The sequence below is a fragment of the Chryseobacterium daeguense DSM 19388 genome (genome assembly GCF_000430825.1).
Classification (GTDB): Bacteria; Bacteroidota; Bacteroidia; order Flavobacteriales; family Weeksellaceae; genus Chryseobacterium; species Chryseobacterium daeguense.
In genome coordinates this window covers 12509-30780 of the sequence record NZ_AUMT01000011.1, presented here as the reverse complement: position 1 = coordinate 30780, position 18272 = coordinate 12509, and the positions used below count along the sequence as shown (strand labels likewise).

Here is an 18272-nt window from a genome sequence, read left to right as displayed (position 1 = left end):
AATTTTTTTGGGTTATTTGAACCAAATCAAAAAATTGTATTTATTTCTCTTTGGAGCTTTTTCTCGCTTTCCGCACTCGCTATTTTACAGTTTTCGGGTTGGGGCGGCGAAGCCGCCCCAACCCGAAAACTGTAAAATGAGCTCAGACAAATGCTGCAATCGAGGCTAGGGTTTTTGTCGGATGTTCAATTTCGGGAAAAGTATACAGGCTTGTTTCCGGGAATATTTGTATCAATTCATGTTTCAAAAATAATTAACTTTGGCAATCTTTGAATAAGGATAATGAAATTATATTGAATTTCATCAATCCATTAAAAATGAACCAGAATATGAAACTTAAGTACAGTCTGCTCGCTTTGGCAGCTCCGCTTTTAATGAATGCACAACAAGTAATGACGCCTGAAATTCTTTGGACTTTAAAAAAAGTTGGAGTACAGGCCGTTTCACCGGATCAGTCGGCTCTTATTTATAAAATCGGCCAGGTAGATCTGAAAACAGAAAAAACAAAAAACGAGAATTATTTACTGAATGTTCTTAATAATCAGTCCGTAAAAATAGATTTTGGTAAAAAAGCCCTTATTCAATGGGATAAGAACGGGATTTACGCTCAGGAAGGCGACAAAATCTTCCTTTCAAAAGACAGTGGAAAAACATGGTCGGAGTTCTACACCATCGGGGAAGCTGATAACATCGTGATCTCTCCGGACGGTAAAAAAATAGCTTTCAGCAAACAGGTTTTGGTAGAGAAAGTAATGGGGACAGACAAGTATTCTGATACCCCGAAAACTACCGCACAGGTTTATACAGACCTTAACCACAGACACTGGGATTATTTTAATGAAGGCAAATACAATCACGTTTTTGTAGTAAATATTTCAGATAAAATAGAATCTGCAAAAGACCTTTTGGAAGGGAAAAACTGGGATTCACCACAAAGACCTTTTGGCGGAGCCGAAGATTTCATCTGGAGCCCGGATTCCTCGCAGCTTTTATATGTTACAAAGCCAAAAAGCGGTAAGGAATATGCTACAAGCACCAATACAGATATTTTCGCTTATGATTTAGCTTCAGGGCAGACAAAAAACTTAACGGAATCCAACAAAGGATATGATGTAAATCCAAAGTTCAGCCCGGACGGAAAATCACTGATCTGGCAGAGTATGGCGAGAGACGGCTATGAAGCGGATAAAAATGATGTAAAAATCATGGACTGGAAGTCACAAAAAACTTCAAACCTTACTGGTAATTGGGACGAAAGTGTTTCAGGAGACGTTTTCTGGAGCGGAGATTCTAAAATGATCTATTTTACGGCCGCATTCAGAGGTACAAAGCAATTATTTTCTTTAGATCCGAAAAATGCTAAAGTACAGCAGATTACAAAAGGTGATTTTGATGTGAATGAAATTTTTGCCGACAATAAAAATTCACTTTTAGTAGGAAAAACGGATATCAATCATGCAACGGATATTTTCTCTGTTAATCTGAAAAACGGAGAATTGAAGCAGGTAACCGAAGCCAATAAAGATACCTACGCAAAACTAGCCCAGGGAAAATCTGAGCTTAAAATGGTAAAAACTTCGGACGGAAAAGAAATGGGAGTGTGGTTTCACTATCCTCCAAACTTTGACCCGAATAAAAAATATCCTACCCTTGTGTATTGTCAGGGAGGGCCGCAATCTGCTCTTACGCAGTTTTTCAGCACAAGATGGAATTTTGCTTTAATGGCAGCCAACGGATACATTGTAGTAGCTCCTAACCGCCGCGGAATGCCGGGCTGGGGAACAAAATGGAACGAAGAAATTTCAAAAGACTGGGGCGGACAGCCGATGAGGGATTATCTGGCTGCAACGGATTACGCGAAAACATTGCCGTATGTGGATGGTGAAAGAGTAGCAGCTGTTGGTGCAAGCTACGGTGGATACAGCGTTTTCATGCTTGCCGGGATTCATGAGAACAGATTCAAGACTTTCATTGCGCACGACGGTTTATTTGATATGAAATCATGGTATCTTACAACAGAAGAGCTTTGGTTTGCGAATTGGGATTTAGGTTCACCATGGGAAAAACCGCTTCCAAAGGCATATACAGAATACAATCCAAGTAATTTTGTTGAAAAATGGAATAAGCCAATTATGGTTATTCAGGGTGGAATCGACTACAGGGTTCCTTACGAACAGGGGCAGGAAGCTTTCCAAGCTGCAAAATTAAGAGGTTTAAAGACAAAGTTTGTTTATTTCCCGAACGAAAACCACTGGGTACTTCATCCGCAAAACGGATTGGTATGGCAGAGAGAGTTTTTCGACTGGTTGAAGGAAACTTTATAATGTACATCAAAAAATACCAATAGGAGCGGGCTTTAGCCCGCTTTTTGTTTTCAAAATCTCAGGCTTTAGCCAAAATTTATATATTTGAATTATGCACAATAGAATTTCCTCTTTTCCGCCAATTATTAACGAAAATTCCCAAATATTAATTTTAGGGTCAATTCCGGGTGTGAAGTCTTTGGAAAAACAAGAATATTACGCTCATCCACAGAATAAATTCTGGTCTATTATTTTTGAATTATTTAATGAAAATTCTACGGCAGATTATGCTGAAAAGAAGGCCATTCTACAGAAACATCATATAGCGCTTTGGGATGTCATCGATTCCTGCGAAAGAAAAGGCAGTTTGGATTCTGAAATCAAAAATGAAGAAGCCAACCGGATTGCTGAGCTTCTTGAGCAATATCCAAACATCCGGGCCATATTCTGCAATGGGGGAAAATCGTATAAAAACTTACAGAAGATTTTAGGCAAAAATTTTAGAATTCCTGTTTATCAGCTGCCGTCTACCAGCCCGCTTCATACCATTTCTTTCGAGAAAAAGTTAGAAGAATGGAAAGTGATCTTGAATTTTTTATAATTAAAAGTCATTCTTAATAAGCTTAAAAAATCAATGTATGATTTCTTAAATTGTTTAATAGTAAGCAATACTTAATTTCTTAATGTTTAAATAAGAAAAGCTTTATTTATCTAATTTTTAGTTAAATAATCCCTCAGTCCCTGCAAAAGCTGAAACTGATTCTTAGTCCGGTCCAGATTGTGCTCAGGATATTTAATAGAATAATAAGTGCTTCCGTTCAGATAGTCCGCCAGAAACCGGATAGCCTGAATATAAATGGCCACCTGTGCTGCATAATCCAGATTGTCAGATTCCTGAGGCAGTAATTTTTCTTTCAGATAAAATAAAAAACCTTTCTTCACAGCTTCATATACTTCTTCATTGAAATTATTTTTTGCGGTTCCATCGTCTTCATCATATTTATTGGTGTACGATTGTATCATGGTTCCGAAATCATATAAAATAGTGGAAATCATGACGGTATCAAGGTCGATCACAGCAGCCGGCCGATGATTTTTATCAAAAAGAATATTGCTGATCTTAGCGTCTGCATGAACAATTCTTGGAGGAAGCGTCTTGTTTTCTACCATTTTGATCCATTTTTCAGGTAAAGACAGCAACTGATTGGCATATTCTATTTCTGTTTTGGCGTTTTCCCGTAAATTGGAAGATGCATTTTCCAGTGATTTTTTATAATCTGTAATTCTTTTTTCAAAATTAAGAAAGTCGGGCAAAGTAATTTCCAGTTCGGGAGCATCGTGTTCATTGATAATGCTAAGAAAATAGCTGAAAGTTTTGGCAGCCTCAAAAGCGGTTTCAAGATCCGGAGCTTTCAGGAAAGTAATGCTGTTTTCCACAAAACCCAGCATTCTCCAGGATTCATTATGCTTATCTTTTACAATGTATTCATTTGAAATGGAAGGGATTGGCCTGATGATCTGAAGTTGATAATCACTGTCTGCAAGAATGGAATTGATTTTTAAGTGGTTATTGACGATCGCTTCAGGATTTTTAAACACATTTGTATTTATTCTTTGAAGAATATATTTTTCGTTTTTATCTTTATTTTCTAAAATATAGGTAGCATTGATCAGCCCGTTGGTGACAGGAGTAATCTCATAATTAAGAGTGTTGATAAACTTCCGTATAATATGGTCTAATTCCATAGATTTTCAGGATACTTTTTAGATTCAGTTTCTTTTTTCAAAAAACTTTTCAAAACAATTTTATCTTCAGGATAGGTCATCCCTTTCCATATTGAAGTTGAAGTTTTTACCAATACATCTGCTTCTTGATTATCAATCATCCTCTGTACTGCAGACGGGATGTAAAATTCTTCCGTAATTTTCGGGTTAGATTGTATAAAATCATAAAAATAAACCAGCAAGAAATCAAATATTTTGGGATGAAAAATGAAAAAATTCATAGAGACCAGCGTTTTAGGATTGATCTCAAAATCGTGCCCGGAATCGGTGTAAACAATGGTTTCATTTTCTTTCCTAATGGAAGTCTGCTCAGTGACATTCACCAAAAAATTCTTTGAATCCACGGTACATATTCCTCTTGCCACGGTGCCATTTTCGCTCAATGTACTTTCTACCGGATAAGCAATCAGCTCAAACTGTTTCGATGAAATATTCCCGGAATCCATTTCTTTTGCAGCTAAAGAATAATTTTCCCTTCCATAAAAATCATCAGCATTAATGATTACAAAGGGCTCATGAATAAAATCTTTTGCACAAAGTATGGCGTGCCCCGTTCCCCACGGTTTCTTCCGTTCGGAAAAGTCATAATTTTCAGGGACAAATTTTTCCATGTCCTGATAAACCCAATGTAATTCAAAATTTTTATGTTTTGAAATGGTTTCAAGCCGTTCGATATAGCTTTCAGGGATAAAACGGTTGATAATCATCACCACTTTATTGAATCCCGCTTCCAGAGCATCATAAACAGAATATTCCAGAAGCGGCGATCCGTTATCCAATATACCATCTACCTGCTTAAGGCCTTTGTAACGGCTTCCTAAGCCTCCGGCTAAAATGAGAAGTGTTTTTTTCTTAGAATTCATCGGTCATTCCAAATACGGGTTTACGGTTTTTCCATTGTCCTTTTGTGAAGTCAGGAATTTCTACAATTTGGCCTCCTTTAGCAATGGATTCTTCGCTCAGCGGCGTGATGGAATACCATGTGGCAAGGTCGTAAACATCCATCGGGAATTCAATATTTCGTTTAATACATTCTATAAAAGTATTCATCACGAAGAAATCCATTCCGCCGTGTCCCGCGCCGGTGGCGCTGGCTTCAAACCTTTTCCACATCGGGTGGTCATTTTCTTTAAGCCATACTTCAGAATTTTCCCATTTGTGGGTATGGTTCATTTTTTTCTCAAAATAGATATGTCCCTGGTTAAATTCTCCCCATCCGAAATCCTGCCACAAACCTTCCGTTCCCTGAACCCTGAACCCTAAATCATAAGGCCTCTGTAAGCTTGTATCATGGGTTAAAAGTATGGTTTCGCCATTTTCACAGGCAATCTGGGTGGTTACAATATCTCCCTGACTGAATTTCACCTTTGCATTCGGGTGGTTTTCTCCGCCTTTTGGATGTTCTACAATGTATTTGTGCAACCCCAGTGATTTTGAAGAGAATGATGAAAGCCGCGTCAATCGGTTTCCTCTGTTGATATTCATTGTCATGGCAATCGGGCCCAGTCCGTGGGTTGGGTAAAGCTCGCCATTTCTTTTTACATAATGCTCTGTTCGCCATTTCGCCTCGCTAAAGCCCTTATCTCCGAATTCCACACCGGAATTGTAGGGAGTAACGCCGTCATTAAATAAAACGCCGCGAAGATCATGCTCATAGCCGCCTCTTCCGTGGACAAGCTCTCCGAACATTCCTTTACGAACCATATTCAGGACTGCCATAATATCTCTGCGATAGCATACATTTTCCATCATAAAAATTGGGACTTTTGTTTCTTCGTATGTTTTTACGAATTCCCAGCAGTCCTGTAATTTAATAGCACCGGAAACTTCCATGCCTACTATTTTCTTCGCTTTCATGGCTTCCACACCTTGCGGGAGATGCCATTCCCAGGGGGTTGCAATCACCACGGCATCTATATTTTTTGATTTTAAAAGATTCCTGTAATCATATTCTCCGTTGGAAAACTCCTGTGCTGCGGGCTTGTTGTTTGTTTTTAAAATTTTTTGAGAAGCAGCCAGCATGGTTTTGCTGGGGTCTGCAAAGGCTATGATTTCCACATCATCACGTTTTGCCAGTAATTTTACATGTTCCTGTCCCCGAAGTCCGACTCCGATAAAGCCGACCCGTACTTTTTTATACGTTTTAAATGGTTCAGGATAAGCAAATAATGAATTGGGTAAAATAAGTGCCCCAAAACTCGCCAAAGCGGCGGTTTTAATAAAATTTCTGCGATTGGTGTTCATTGGTGTTTATTTTGATACTTAAATATATTAAAATATCACTGACAAATGATAAATCAGTAAAAAGTTGATTAAATTAATAAATTTAGTTTTATTCTTTAGTTTAAATAAAAAAAGCTGTTCCAATTTTTTTGAAACAGCTGATTTTATATAAAAAATTTTTATCAAATTATTTCTCAATTCTGTACACTTCCTCGTACGGCTGAATAAGTACCCATCCGTTTCCTGAGAATTTCATCTGGAATTCTTCGCCGCTTCCTCTTCCGATAAGGCTTTTGAAAGAGACATTGGTTTTAAGTTCGGGGCTTAGGTTTCCGGACCACGCAACGGTAGCATTCGGGTCTGTGAAAACAGGCGCATCCGGTGTTACCATTAATGTTAAAGGTTCACCGTGTGTTGTTATGGCGATATGTCCCGTCCCCGAAAGCTTCACCTGAAAAAGTCCGCCGGACATTACTCCTGCAATGCTTTTTAGCATGGTGATGTCGCTTTTAATGCTTTGTTCATGGGCTAAAACATCATTTCCGTTTACACAAACCGTTTCGTTATTAAGGTAAAGAATACGAACTTTTTTGCCTTCGTCCGCAACGTATAATTTGCCTGTTCCCTCAGCTTTCATCAGTCTGGAACCTTCGCCGCTGATGGCTTTTTTCAATAGATTTCCCAATCCTCCGGAAAGCATTCCCTGTCTTTCGAAATTGATGTTCCCGATGTATCCGACCATGCTTCCGGCTTTTGTCCACACAGACTGATTGTTCAGGTTAATTTCCAAAAGTGCGGGTTTTTCCAGCTCAAAATAATCTCTTTCCATTGGATTCTCTTTGGTTTCGTTTACGAAAGCCTCAATTGAATATTTGCTCATAGTATATTTTTTAAGACACCAAAATACAATTTTTTTACCTTTAAAAATTACCGTAATATCACGGTTTTTTGTTTTATTTTAAATTAATTTAAAAGGAATGTAAATAATACTTGACAAAGGGGTGTTTCATATCGTATATTTGCACTCCGAAAATTACATCTTGTAATTTGGTAATTTTTAAACCGTAATTTAAAAAATGAAAACATCAGATTTTAATTTTGATCTTCCTGCGGAATTACTTGCAGAACACCCATCAGAACACAGAGACGAAGCAAGATTAATGGTTTTGGACAGAAAAACCCAGACTATTGAGCACAAACTGTTCAAAGATGTTGTAGATTATTTCAATGAAGAAGATCTTTTTATCTTTAATAATACTAAGGTTTTCCCTGCACGCCTTTATGGAAATAAGGAAAAAACCGGTGCTAAAATTGAAGTATTCCTTTTAAGAGAGCTGGATAAGGAAACCCGTGTGTGGGACGTTCTTGTAGATCCTGCAAGAAAAATCAGAATTGGGAATAAATTATTCTTCACAGAGGATGAATCTCTGGTAGCTGAGGTTATCGATAATACTACTTCAAGAGGAAGAACTTTGAGATTCTTATTTGACGGTTCTTATGAAGAATTCAGAGCTAAATTAAAAGAATTAGGAGAAACTCCGCTTCCAAAATATATCAAAAGAGCCGTAGAGCCGGAAGATGCTGAAAGATATCAGACCATCTATGCAAAAATAGAAGGAGCTGTGGCAGCACCTACAGCCGGCCTTCACTTCTCAAAACATTTGATGAAAAGACTGGAGATCAAAGGAATTAACTTTGCAGAAATTACACTTCATGTAGGTTTGGGAACTTTCAACCCGATTGAAGTAGAAGATCTTTCCAAGCACAAAATGGAATCTGAAGAGGTATTCATCGACGAAAGAAATGCAGATATCATCAATAAAGCAGTTGACAATCACAGAAGAGTATGCGCAGTGGGAACAACTACGATGAGAGCATTGGAAACTTCTGTCTCTTCAAACAAAAAAATCTCCGCATTCCACGGTTGGACTAATAAATTCATCTATCCGCCGCACGATTTCGGAGTTGCTAATTCAATGATCACTAACTTCCACACGCCAAAATCTACATTAATCATGATGATTGCAGCATTTGCAGGAAGAGACTTCGTAATGCACGCATACGAAGAAGCCGTAAAAGAGAAGTATAAATTCTACTCTTACGGAGATGCGATGTTGATTCTTTAATAAGATAATAGGAATTAGGATTTAGGGCTTAGCTTGTCCTAAATCCTTTGTCCTAATCCCTAAAACCTACAATGAAAGATATCAGAACTTTATCACTGGACCAGCTCAAAGAGTACTTTGTGTCTTTGGGGGAAAAGCCGTTTCGTGCGAAGCAGGTGTATGACTGGTTGTGGAGTAAAAACCTCCATTCGATTGATGAAATGACGAATCTTTCGAAACCTCTTCGCGAAAGAATTGCTGAAGAATATACCATCAATCCCGTTTCAGTAGATCAGCTCCAGAAAAGCACGGACGGAACCATTAAAAACGGAGTGAAGCTTCATGATGGATTATTGGTAGAATCCGTATTAATTCCTACAGAAACAAGAACTACCGCTTGTGTTTCCTCACAGGTAGGATGTTCCCTAAACTGCGAATTCTGCGCAACGGCAAGGCTTAAGAGAATGAGAAACCTTGAAGTTGCCGAGATCGTGGATCAGGTGGCTTTAATTGACAGCCAGAGTAAAATGTATTTCAACAGGCCGCTTTCCAATATCGTTTTTATGGGAATGGGTGAGCCGATGATGAATTACAAAAATGTGGTGGAAGCCATCAGGAAAATTACCCAGCCGGAAGGTTTGGGAATGTCTGCAAGAAGAATTACCGTTTCTACGTCTGGAATTCCTAAGATGATCAAAATGCTGGCTGATGAAGAATTACGTGTAAAATTAGCATTGTCTTTACACTCTGCTATTGAATCCAAGCGTAATGAAATCATGCCTTTCTCTGATAAGTTTCCTCTAACGGAAATTATGGAATCTCTGCAGTACTGGTACAAAAAAACAGGCTCCGTAATCACTTTCGAATATTGTGTCTGGAAAGATATCAATGATAAGGATGAAGACATTAAAGCCCTGATTAAATATTGTAAGCAGGTTCCTTCTAAAGTAAATTTAATCCAGTACAACCCCATCGGTGACGGAAAATATGACCAATGCAATAAGCAGGCAGAGGAAAACTACATCCGTCAGTTAGAAAACGCAGGAATTGTGTGCGTTGTCAGAAAAAGCCGTGGTGGAGATATTGATGCAGCATGCGGGCAGCTAGCCAATAAAACTGCAGATTAAAATTATATTAAAAAATTCAAAAATTAACTTAACACTTTCTTAAAATCTTACCTTTGTATTAAACATATGCAAGATGATGGATTACTTCTTGGGTGAGGATGGATTAGAAAATGTCTATTCATGGGCGATTCCCGTTCATGCCACTATTATTTTTGCAGAAATGATTTACAGCCACGTTTCGGAGGCTAAATTGTACGATAAAAAAGATGTTGCAACAAGCATTTACCTGGCTTTGATGAACTTCGGGCTCGATCTTCTGATGAAGGCTTTTGCAATGGGTGTTATGTTTTTCTTTTATAATCACAGACTGTTTTCATGGGATTTTAGCATTTGGTATTGGCTGATCTGCTTTATCATAACAGATTTTGCTTATTATGTTCTTCACTATGTGGATCATCATTCAAGGGCGTTCTGGGCGGTTCATATTACGCATCATAATTCGGAATATTTTAATGTGACCACGGGTTTCAGAAGTCCGGTTCTACAGCCTTTGTACCGGTATCTTTACTTTTCTCCGCTTGCATTTTTAGGATTTAATCCGTGGCATATTATGGTGGTTTATGCCATTGGTCAGGTGTATGGAACGCTGGTTCATACGCAGACAGTAAAATCGATGGGGATTTTGGAATATATTTTTGTGACACCTTCTCATCACCGTGTCCATCATGCCTGTAACATTAAATATCTCGACAGAAATATGGGCATGTGCCTCATTATCTGGGACAAAATTTTCGGGACCTTTGAAAAGGAAGATCCCAAGGTTCCTGTAAAGTATGGGATTTATCCGAAAATGCCGGATAATAAACCAGATACAGTTCTTCTTTATGAATGGCGAAAAATATGGAAAGATATTAAACAGCCGGGTTTAAAATTTTCCGACCGGGTTAATTATATTTTCAATTCACCTGGATGGAGGCATGACGGGAGCGGAAAAACGGTAAGGCAGTATCAAAGAGATTACCGGGCGAAAAAAAATGGTAATAAAGAGCAGATTAGGAAGAGATCAGCTTGATTTTCAAACACGAATTACGCAAATTTATACACAAATAAAGACTAATTTTAAACTTTTTGTTCAACATCATTTTGTCATTCTGAACGCAACAAAGTGGAGTGAAGAATCTCAAAAAAGTACTGAGATTTTTCCTTCGTCAGAATAACAGAATGATATTAAATTTAGATAAATATATTTATGAATAAATTAGTATCATTTGCGCTCAAATAAATATTTTTACGTCATGAAAAAGCTTTTCCTGATAGCAGCTATTACCATTTCCACTGTATCATTTTCGCAACAATCAAGTCTTTTTAAGATAAGAAAATACAGAGTCTCTTATTTAGATGGAAAAATTAAGGAAACATCGGGATTAAGTATAATAAATGGGAAACTATATACATTCAACGACAGCGGAAATTCTCCCGAACTTTTTGAACTGGATAAAACGACAGGCAAAATTGTAAATACGATCAAAATAAACGGAAAAAATAAAGACTGGGAAGCTTTAACAAATGACGGGACCAACTTTTATATAGGCGATTTCGGAAATAATGACGGCACAAGGAAAGATTTGGAAATTTACAAAGTTCCTTTTAAAAATGATTCGTTAAAAAAAGATTCAGTTGAATTAATTTCTTTTGAATATCCCGAACAGGAAGAATTTATTCCAAAATATACCAAGACCAATTTTGATGCGGAAGCCATGATTTATTTAAATGGAAAAATCCATATTTTTACGAAAGAATGGGGCGCAAAATCAACAACACATTATATTATCGATCCTAAAGTTTTAAACAAACAAAAAGCGCAAAAAGTAGAAACTTTCAAAACAAACTATATCATAACCGATGCTTCTTATTACGATAAAAAGCTTTATTTAATAGGCTATACAAAGAAAACGGAAGTGTTCTTACATATTTTCAATGAAACCGAACCTGGAATATTTTTTAAAGGAAATCCTAAACGGTATTATCTGGGAAGTGCTTTGTCAATTGGGCAGATTGAAGGGATTACAGTGGATGAAAATGGGATTTATATTTCAGGGGAAGACTTCCATTCTCCATTGGGAACAGCAAAATCGAGTCTTTATTTTATTCCAAAAGATAAACTCAAAGATTAATTTCTCTTAAAATTGACTGAAAAAAATTATCTTTGTGGAAGTTAATAATTTATCCCATCATTCGAGATTGTGGCGAATACTGTAGAAGAAATCAAGCGACCGATCAATGAGGAAATGAAACTTTTCGAGCAGAAGTTTTATGAATCCATGCAGAGTAAAGTACCTTTATTAGATAAAGTCACTCGTTTTATTGTTACTACAAAAGGCAAGCAGATGCGCCCGATGTTCGTATTTCTTTGCGCAAAGCTTATTGGAGAAGTCAATGAAAAAACGTATCGCGGAGCTTCCATGATCGAATTGATTCATACGGCAACATTAGTGCACGATGATGTGGTGGATGAAAGTTTCAAACGTCGTAATTTTTTTTCAATCAATGCTTTATGGAAAAATAAAATTGCCGTTTTGGTGGGGGATTACCTATTGTCAAAATCAGTTTTATTATCTACGGATCACAAGGATTACGACCTGCTGGGGGTGATCTCCAGAACCATTCGTGAAATGTCTGAAGGTGAGCTTCTTCAATTGGAAAAAGCAAGAAAGCTGGACATTACGGAAGATGTTTATTATGAAATTATCCGCCAGAAAACGGCAACTTTAATCGCGGCCTGCTGCGAAATCGGGGTTTTATCTAATAATGCCGATGAAGTTTTGGCTAAAAAAATGATGGACTTCGGAACATTCACGGGAATGGCATTCCAGATTAAAGATGATCTTTTTGATTATTTAACATCAAATGTTATCGGGAAGCCGGTAGGTATTGATATTAAGGAACAAAAAATGACCCTTCCGCTGATTCATACCCTAAAAACGGCTAATGAAACCGACAGAAAGTATTATTTTAATACGATAAAACGTTATAATAACGACCAAAAACGTGTAAAGGAGCTTGTGAATTTTGTTAAAAACTCAGGGGGGCTTAATTATGCCATTACGGTAATGAAAGATTTTCAGCAAAAAGCCAAAGATATATTGAATGAGTTTCCAGACTCTGAAGCAAAAAAATCTTTACATATTATGCTGGATTACGTAATTGAGCGAAAATTTTAAATTAAATAATCTTCACCGTTACAATTATAACAGCTAATACAATGCAAAATAAAGCTGTTAAAAATAAATAATCCGCAATATTCTCAAATCTGTGCGAACGGTTTTCTTTTTTTGAGCGGATTGATAAAAAAGAAAAAAAGCAGCTGATCGCAAAACACAGGCATGCAATACCTGCAAACTCATCCAAATGGGTGCTCTCACTCATTTTTGAGATTTTTAAGGAAGTAATAATTACCAGTGAAAATCCCAAAAGATTGCTGGATGCATTAAGAATATGGGTCGACTTTTTCTCCATCTTTACAAATTTAATCTAAAATAAGGACATTTTTTTTATTATCAAATTTTTAAAAAAGATTATTAAAAATTAAAATTAATTTAAAAAGTGTATATTAGCAAAATACTTCAAGAACAAAAAACTTTTTTATTAGGCTATGCAAACAACCTACATTGAAACACAGCAAATTTCTTTTCAAGATTTTAAAAATCAGATACTTGGAGACTATAAGCTGGGAAGGATTTCTCGCGAAATGTCTTATTTAGGTAGAAGAGAAGTACTTACGGGAAAAGCTAAATTTGGAATTTTTGGGGATGGTAAAGAGCTTCCTCAGCTGGCAATGGCGAAGGTTTTCAAAAACGGAGACTTCCGCTCAGGATACTACAGGGATCAGACTTTTGCAATGGCCGCAGATGCATTAACGGTAGAGAGTTTCTTTGCTCAGTTGTATGCCGATACAAGCGTTGAAAGAGAGCCTGCATCCGCCGGAAGACAGATGAACGGGCATTTTGCAACAAGAAGTTTAAATGAAGACGGAAGCTGGAAAGATTTAACAGCTCAGAAAAACATTTCTTCTGACATTTCTCCTACAGCAGGACAGATGCCAAGATTGTTAGGTCTGGCTCAGGCTTCCAAGATATATAAATCAGTGAAGTTTGAAGGTTCTGAAAAGTTTTCAAAAGATGGTAACGAAATCGCTTTTGGAACTATAGGGGATGCTTCTACAGCGGAAGGTCATTTCTGGGAAACACTGAATGCTGCCTGTGCGCTTCAGGTTCCTATGATTGTTTCAATCTGGGATGACGGTTACGGGATTTCTGTCCCTACCATGAAGCAGAGAGCAAAAGCGGATATTGCCGAAATGTTAAGCGGTTTCCAGAGAAAAGAAGGTGAGTTTCAGGGATGTGAAATTATTCAGGTAAAAGCCTGGGATTATCCTGCATTATTGGATGCTTATGCAAGAGCAGAGCAGTTTGCAAGGGTGGAAAGCATTCCGGTTGTAGTCCATGTTATTGAAGTTACACAGCCTCAGGGGCACTCAACTTCCGGTTCCCACGAAAGATATAAGAATGAGGAACGTTTAGCTTGGGAAGCGCAGTTTGACGGATTGGTGAAATTCAGAGAATGGATTTTGAATTATTCAATCGAAATTGAAGGTAAAGAAGAAATTATCGCAACAGTTGAGGAATTAGATGCTATTGAAGAAGAAGCGAAAAAAATAGTAAAAGCCGGGCAAAAAACTGCTTGGGAAAACTATCAGAAAACAATCACTGAATTAGCGCATTCAGTATTGCCTCTGGTAGAAAACATTAAAGGTCAGAATGCTGAAATAGAAGGCTATATCAATCAATACAATAAAATAGTTTCCAAGGCTAAAAAAGATATTTTCCATTTAACGAGAAAAGCTTTACTGGCTACAAGAGGAACAAATTCTGCAGAAAGAAACCAGCTGATGCAGAAGTACAACGAAATATTTGAAGTTGAAAAAGATAATTATTCTTCTCATTTATATTCCCAGTCTCAATGGAAGGCTGAAAATGTAAAAGAAATTAAGCCTGTTTTCTCTGAAAACTCGGAGGAAGTGGACGGAAGAGTGGTAGTAAGAAACAATTTCGATAAAATCTTTGAAAAATATCCTGAAACTTTAGTATTTGGTGAAGATGCCGGAAATATCGGTGACGTAAACCAGGGACTGGAAGGAATGCAGGAAAAATATGGTGAAGTTCGTGTTGCAGATACAGGAATCCGTGAAGCTACAATTTTAGGACAAGGTATTGGTATGGCGATGAGAGGGTTAAGGCCTATCGCAGAAATCCAGTATTTAGACTATATTTTGTACTGTCTGCAGGGGATGAGTGATGATTTGGCGACAGTTCATTACAGAACAAAAGGCGGCCAGAAAGCTCCGGTAATCATCAGAACAAGAGGCCACAGACTGGAAGGAATCTGGCATTCCGGATCTCCGATGGCGGGAATTCTTAACCTTTCAAAAGGTATTTTGGTATTGGTTCCAAGAAACTTAACGATTGCTGCAGGATTCTACAACACCATGCTTCAGGCAGATGAGCCGGCAGTGATTGTTGAATGCCTGAACGGTTACAGATTAAAAGAAAAACAACCTGACAACTTGGGTGAATTCACTATTCCTGTTGGTAAAATTGAGGTAACCAAAGAAGGGAAGGATGTTACTTTGGTAACGTACGGATCAACGTGGAGAGTTGTCATGGAAGCGGCAAATGAATTGGAAAAATTAGGAATTTCTGCGGAAGTGATTGATGTTCAGTCGTTAATTCCGTTTGATTTAACTCACGAAATTGCTGAATCTGTGAAGAAAACCAACAGATTAGTCGTAATAGACGAAGATGTGGAAGGTGGAACTTCAGCATTTATTCTGCAACAGATTTTAGAGAAGCAAAAAGCTTTCAGATTCTTAGATTCAGATCCATTGACGATTGCTGCTAACGATCACAGACCTGCGTATGCAAGCGACGGAGATTATTTCAGCAAGCCGTCTGCAGATGATATGGTGGAAAGAATTTACGCAATGTTTAATGAAACAAATCCTCAGAAATATCCGGCGATATTTTAATTGGGATTTTAGATAAATTTTGAAACCGCTTTCTTTTTGGAGGGCGGTTTTTTGTTTTTATATAAATAATAAATTTAAGCTATGCGAGTAAATTTATAAATCATAAAATAACCCTTTCATTTGAATGAAAGGTTTTTTTATTATCATTAATATTTCTTCTGAAACTTTATATTCACTTTTTTGTTAGTATTTTTTTATCTACAAAGTCACAATTGTTTAGTTACATAATATTAATTGTTTCTTAGATTATTTAATTTCTCTAAGAATTCGTTGTAATTTATTATACCTTCTTTTTGATAAAGTATTTTGCCTTTTTTAATAATAAAAGTTTTAGGGATTTCTGTAGATGAAATACTAATAAATGAATTATTTATTTCATTTTTATTCGCTTTTAGAGTTGAAAGGATGGATTTTTTGTATTGTAAATTTTCAATTGTTATATCTTTGAAATTGCACTTCTTAGTCGCAAGAAATTTTTGAAGCTTTAAGGAATCTGTATCTATTGAGTAAGATAAAAATATAATGTTAGGATCACTCTCCATTTCTTTTTTTAATTCATTGAGAAAAGGAGTTTCTTTGATACAGGGCTCACACCAGGTAGCCCAAATATTGAGAACAATTATTTTTTTTTGAGAGAAATAGTCCTTATAAAAAGGACTATTTTTAAATGAATATTCTATATCATCCTCTCTTATCTGGCTGATACTTCTCACCCTCAAATTTCTAATTATATCTGTATTTTTATTTATTAAAAATAAACCAATAGAAATAAAGGCAAGAATTATTAATGATATATAGATTTTCTTTTTCATAAAATTAAGTAAGAGTGCTATTCAACACTCTTACTGCTTAAATTAATTTGTTTTTTCCAAATTTACTATTGCCCCATAACCGTCTTGGTCCTTTATAATCTTATATGTTCCTGTTTTTATAGTTAGAGCAGTTTCTTCATCTTTTTCAGTGCTTGAGCCTAAAACAATTATCTCTTCCGCATCTGAAAATCTTTCATCTTTTAATAAATCATTAAGATTCATTCCTCCAAAACTAAGATCTTGCCCATTTGCATTTTTACTTATAGATCCGCCACAATTTACAGCCATATAACTGGTACATCCTGCACAAACCGTAACATCCGTTTCTATTTCTACAAATTTGATTGATACTTTTATATGAAAAGTTTTACATCCATATTTAAAATTAGGAATGTTGTCTTGCATATAAGGTAAATCATTTGCCTTAGTAGTTGCAAAGTTAAAGGTTCCAAACATTAAAGCTAAAATAAATGTAAGTTTAAATAATTTTGACATAATTTTTGTTTTTTAGATTAATTAATATTTCTTAATTCAATCCCCGACATGGGATCAAAAATCAGCAACTTTATTTTTGTAGTGCGCACAAACAAAAACATCACTTGCGTTTTGGAGTTGCTAACTTTGTTAGGACACAATTCTTATACTCTTTATCTTTAAGAGTATGAAAAAGATCAGAAAAAATTACAGTCTAGAGTTTAAGATCCAAGCAGTATCTTTAAGTGAGCAGCGAGGCAATGTATCCTCGGTAGCTGAAGAATTTGGGATCTGTAAAGAAAGTCTCGTTAATTGGCGAAAACTTCACAAAGAAGGTAAACTTAGCAAGGAAAAACAAATATCCTCTGATCCAATAAGGGAAGAGTTATTGAGACTTCGCAAAGAACTGGAAGAAACAAAGCTTGAACGTGATATCTTAAAAAAGGCGGTAGGCATCTTCTCCAAGAGAGAGGGGTAAGATATAAATTTATCAAAGAACACGCTTGTGTGTTTCCTGTCGGGAAGATGTGCGAAGTATTAAAGGTAAGCAGGAGCAGTTTTTATCATTGGAAGAAAAGAAAACCGAGTAAGCAATCAGAAAGAAGAGCCATTTTATCAGCAGAAATCTTTAGTATTTATCATTGGAGCCGTGGGAGATATGGAAGCCCTCGTATTGCCCGAGAATTAGAAGCAAAAGGAATGAGAGCTTCACGTCCTTTGGTGGCCAGACTAATGAGAGAACGCAACCTGAGAAGTATTGTAAAGAAAAAATTTAAGAAAACTACCAACTCATCCCATCGATACCCTGTTGCTGAAAATTATTTGAATCAAAATTTTCAGGTTACAAGCAGTAAAGAGGTCTGGGTGTCTGATATTACCTATATCCGAACAGGTCAGGGCTGGTTGTATCTCACAACGGTCATTGATTTGTTTGACAGAAAAGTTATAGGATGGTCGCTAAGTGAGACGATGAAGGCTCAGGACACCAGTATTGCTGCCTTGAAAATGGCAAGACTCCATCGGCCTTTACAGGATCATGATAGCTTGATTTTCCATTCAGACAGAGGGATACAGTATGCGTGCACAGAATTTACGTCAATAGTCGGGAAAAATATTACCCGAAGTATGAGTGGAAAGGGAAATTGCTATGATAATGCTGTAGCGGAGAGTTTTTTCAAAACTCTGAAAACCGAACTTGTCTATCAAAATAAATATGAAACTAGAGACCACGCCAAAAACTCTGTGTTTGAATATATAGAAACATTTTACAACACCCAGAGAAGGCATTCAGCTTTAGGAAATTTAACCATAAGAGAGTATCAAAATTTAATGTCTAATCAATCTAAAAATGTAGCATAAAGAGTATATAAATTTTGTCTCAAAAATAGTTGCAAGTTCAACTGTTCAAGAGGGTGCTA

Annotated in this window: 16 protein-coding genes; 9 read left to right on the top strand and 7 right to left on the bottom strand. The window is 36.7% G+C overall.

Annotated elements, in window-relative coordinates:
• Positions 1 to 329 precede the first annotated feature (329 nt).
• Positions 330 to 2324 carry a S9 family peptidase gene (locus H560_RS0113525; protein ID WP_027380543.1) on the top strand — a complete coding sequence of 665 codons (1995 nt, stop codon included), beginning with the start codon at positions 330 to 332 and terminating at the stop codon, positions 2322 to 2324.
• Positions 2325 to 2415: 91 nt separating this feature from the next.
• On the top strand, positions 2416 to 2904 hold the full coding sequence (locus H560_RS0113520; protein WP_027380542.1) for a DNA-deoxyinosine glycosylase: 489 nt from the start codon (positions 2416 to 2418) through the stop codon (positions 2902 to 2904).
• 110 nt (positions 2905 to 3014) lie between these two features.
• Here H560_RS0113520 and H560_RS0113515 read toward each other — a convergent pair whose 3' ends face one another.
• The 4 genes from H560_RS0113515 to H560_RS0113500 all read right to left on the bottom strand — a co-directional run bounded on the left by H560_RS0113515 (position 3015) and on the right by H560_RS0113500 (position 7191).
• Positions 3015 to 4049, bottom strand: coding sequence for a phosphotransferase enzyme family protein (locus H560_RS0113515; protein ID WP_027380541.1), 1035 nt, complete (start codon positions 4047 to 4049; stop codon positions 3015 to 3017).
• Positions 4040 to 4951, bottom strand: a complete 912-nt coding sequence (locus H560_RS0113510) for a nucleotidyltransferase family protein (RefSeq protein ID WP_027380540.1) — start codon at positions 4949 to 4951, stop codon at positions 4040 to 4042. Before H560_RS0113510 ends, H560_RS0113515 begins: the two co-directional genes overlap by 10 nt.
• Complete coding sequence (locus H560_RS0113505; RefSeq protein ID WP_027380539.1) at positions 4941 to 6332, bottom strand: Gfo/Idh/MocA family protein; 1392 nt, start codon at positions 6330 to 6332, stop codon at positions 4941 to 4943. The genes H560_RS0113510 and H560_RS0113505 overlap by 11 nt, the downstream gene beginning before the upstream one ends.
• Positions 6333 to 6498: 166 nt before the next feature.
• Positions 6499 to 7191, bottom strand: a complete 693-nt coding sequence (locus H560_RS0113500) for an AIM24 family protein (protein WP_027380538.1) — start codon at positions 7189 to 7191, stop codon at positions 6499 to 6501.
• Between the two features lie 196 nt (positions 7192 to 7387).
• Between H560_RS0113500 and queA the strand changes: the two genes are divergently transcribed.
• The 5 genes from queA to H560_RS0113475 all read left to right on the top strand — a co-directional run bounded on the left by queA (position 7388) and on the right by H560_RS0113475 (position 12704).
• Positions 7388 to 8437, top strand: a complete 1050-nt coding sequence (queA, locus tag H560_RS0113495; protein ID WP_027380537.1) for a tRNA preQ1(34) S-adenosylmethionine ribosyltransferase-isomerase QueA — start codon at positions 7388 to 7390, stop codon at positions 8435 to 8437.
• A gap of 71 nt (positions 8438 to 8508) precedes the next feature.
• Entirely contained in the window at positions 8509 to 9543 is a 1035-nt protein-coding gene (gene rlmN / locus H560_RS0113490) for a 23S rRNA (adenine(2503)-C(2))-methyltransferase RlmN (RefSeq protein WP_027380536.1), read from the top strand.
• A gap of 73 nt (positions 9544 to 9616) precedes the next feature.
• Positions 9617 to 10555, top strand: a complete 939-nt coding sequence (locus H560_RS0113485; protein ID WP_034752900.1) for a sterol desaturase family protein — start codon at positions 9617 to 9619, stop codon at positions 10553 to 10555.
• Positions 10556 to 10778: 223 nt separating this feature from the next.
• A complete protein-coding gene (locus H560_RS0113480; RefSeq protein WP_027380534.1) occupies positions 10779 to 11657 on the top strand; it encodes a hypothetical protein in 879 nt (292 codons plus the stop codon).
• Positions 11658 to 11726: 69 nt separating this feature from the next.
• Positions 11727 to 12704, top strand: coding sequence for a polyprenyl synthetase family protein (locus H560_RS0113475; protein WP_027380533.1), 978 nt, complete (start codon positions 11727 to 11729; stop codon positions 12702 to 12704).
• Position 12705: 1 nt separating this feature from the next.
• Here the strand turns inward: H560_RS0113475 and H560_RS0113470 are convergent, their stop codons facing one another.
• Positions 12706 to 12999: a hypothetical protein gene (locus H560_RS0113470; protein WP_027380532.1), complete on the bottom strand. Its 294-nt coding sequence runs from the start codon at positions 12997 to 12999 to the stop codon at positions 12706 to 12708.
• Positions 13000 to 13135: 136 nt separating this feature from the next.
• Between H560_RS0113470 and H560_RS0113465 the strand changes: the two genes are divergently transcribed.
• Positions 13136 to 15568: an alpha-ketoacid dehydrogenase subunit alpha/beta gene (locus tag H560_RS0113465; protein ID WP_027380531.1), complete on the top strand. Its 2433-nt coding sequence runs from the start codon at positions 13136 to 13138 to the stop codon at positions 15566 to 15568.
• Between the two features lie 230 nt (positions 15569 to 15798).
• Here H560_RS0113465 and H560_RS0113460 read toward each other — a convergent pair whose 3' ends face one another.
• Positions 15799 to 16380: a TlpA family protein disulfide reductase gene (locus H560_RS0113460; protein WP_027380530.1), complete on the bottom strand. Its 582-nt coding sequence runs from the start codon at positions 16378 to 16380 to the stop codon at positions 15799 to 15801.
• Positions 16381 to 16422: 42 nt separating this feature from the next.
• A complete protein-coding gene (locus H560_RS0113455) occupies positions 16423 to 16875 on the bottom strand; it encodes a hypothetical protein (protein WP_155845012.1) in 453 nt (150 codons plus the stop codon).
• 166 nt (positions 16876 to 17041) lie between these two features.
• Here H560_RS0113455 and H560_RS0113445 point away from each other — a divergent pair.
• A protein-coding gene (locus H560_RS0113445) for an IS3 family transposase (protein WP_155845011.1) occupies positions 17042 to 18213 on the top strand; the annotation gives its coding sequence in 2 pieces (ribosomal slippage) (positions 17042 to 17288 and positions 17288 to 18213; 1173 coding nt in all).
• Positions 18214 to 18272: the final 59 nt, after the last annotated feature.

Coding starts and splice junctions, on each gene's coding strand:
- H560_RS0113510 (WP_027380540.1), bottom strand. CDS start 4,951: ATGAATTCTAAGAAAAAAACACTTCTCATTTTAGCCGGAGGCTTAGGA.
- rlmN (WP_027380536.1), top strand. CDS start 8,509: ATGAAAGATATCAGAACTTTATCACTGGACCAGCTCAAAGAGTACTTT.
- H560_RS0113525 (WP_027380543.1), top strand. CDS start 330: ATGAAACTTAAGTACAGTCTGCTCGCTTTGGCAGCTCCGCTTTTAATG.
- H560_RS0113455 (WP_155845012.1), bottom strand. CDS start 16,875: ATGTCAAAATTATTTAAACTTACATTTATTTTAGCTTTAATGTTTGGA.
- H560_RS0113505 (WP_027380539.1), bottom strand. CDS start 6,332: ATGAACACCAATCGCAGAAATTTTATTAAAACCGCCGCTTTGGCGAGT.
- H560_RS0113485 (WP_034752900.1), top strand. CDS start 9,617: ATGATGGATTACTTCTTGGGTGAGGATGGATTAGAAAATGTCTATTCA.
- H560_RS0113515 (WP_027380541.1), bottom strand. CDS start 4,049: ATGGAATTAGACCATATTATACGGAAGTTTATCAACACTCTTAATTAT.
- H560_RS0113500 (WP_027380538.1), bottom strand. CDS start 7,191: ATGAGCAAATATTCAATTGAGGCTTTCGTAAACGAAACCAAAGAGAAT.
- H560_RS0113460 (WP_027380530.1), bottom strand. CDS start 16,380: ATGAAAAAGAAAATCTATATATCATTAATAATTCTTGCCTTTATTTCT.
- H560_RS0113480 (WP_027380534.1), top strand. CDS start 10,779: ATGAAAAAGCTTTTCCTGATAGCAGCTATTACCATTTCCACTGTATCA.
- H560_RS0113465 (WP_027380531.1), top strand. CDS start 13,136: ATGCAAACAACCTACATTGAAACACAGCAAATTTCTTTTCAAGATTTT.
- queA (WP_027380537.1), top strand. CDS start 7,388: ATGAAAACATCAGATTTTAATTTTGATCTTCCTGCGGAATTACTTGCA.
- H560_RS0113470 (WP_027380532.1), bottom strand. CDS start 12,999: ATGGAGAAAAAGTCGACCCATATTCTTAATGCATCCAGCAATCTTTTG.
- H560_RS0113520 (WP_027380542.1), top strand. CDS start 2,416: ATGCACAATAGAATTTCCTCTTTTCCGCCAATTATTAACGAAAATTCC.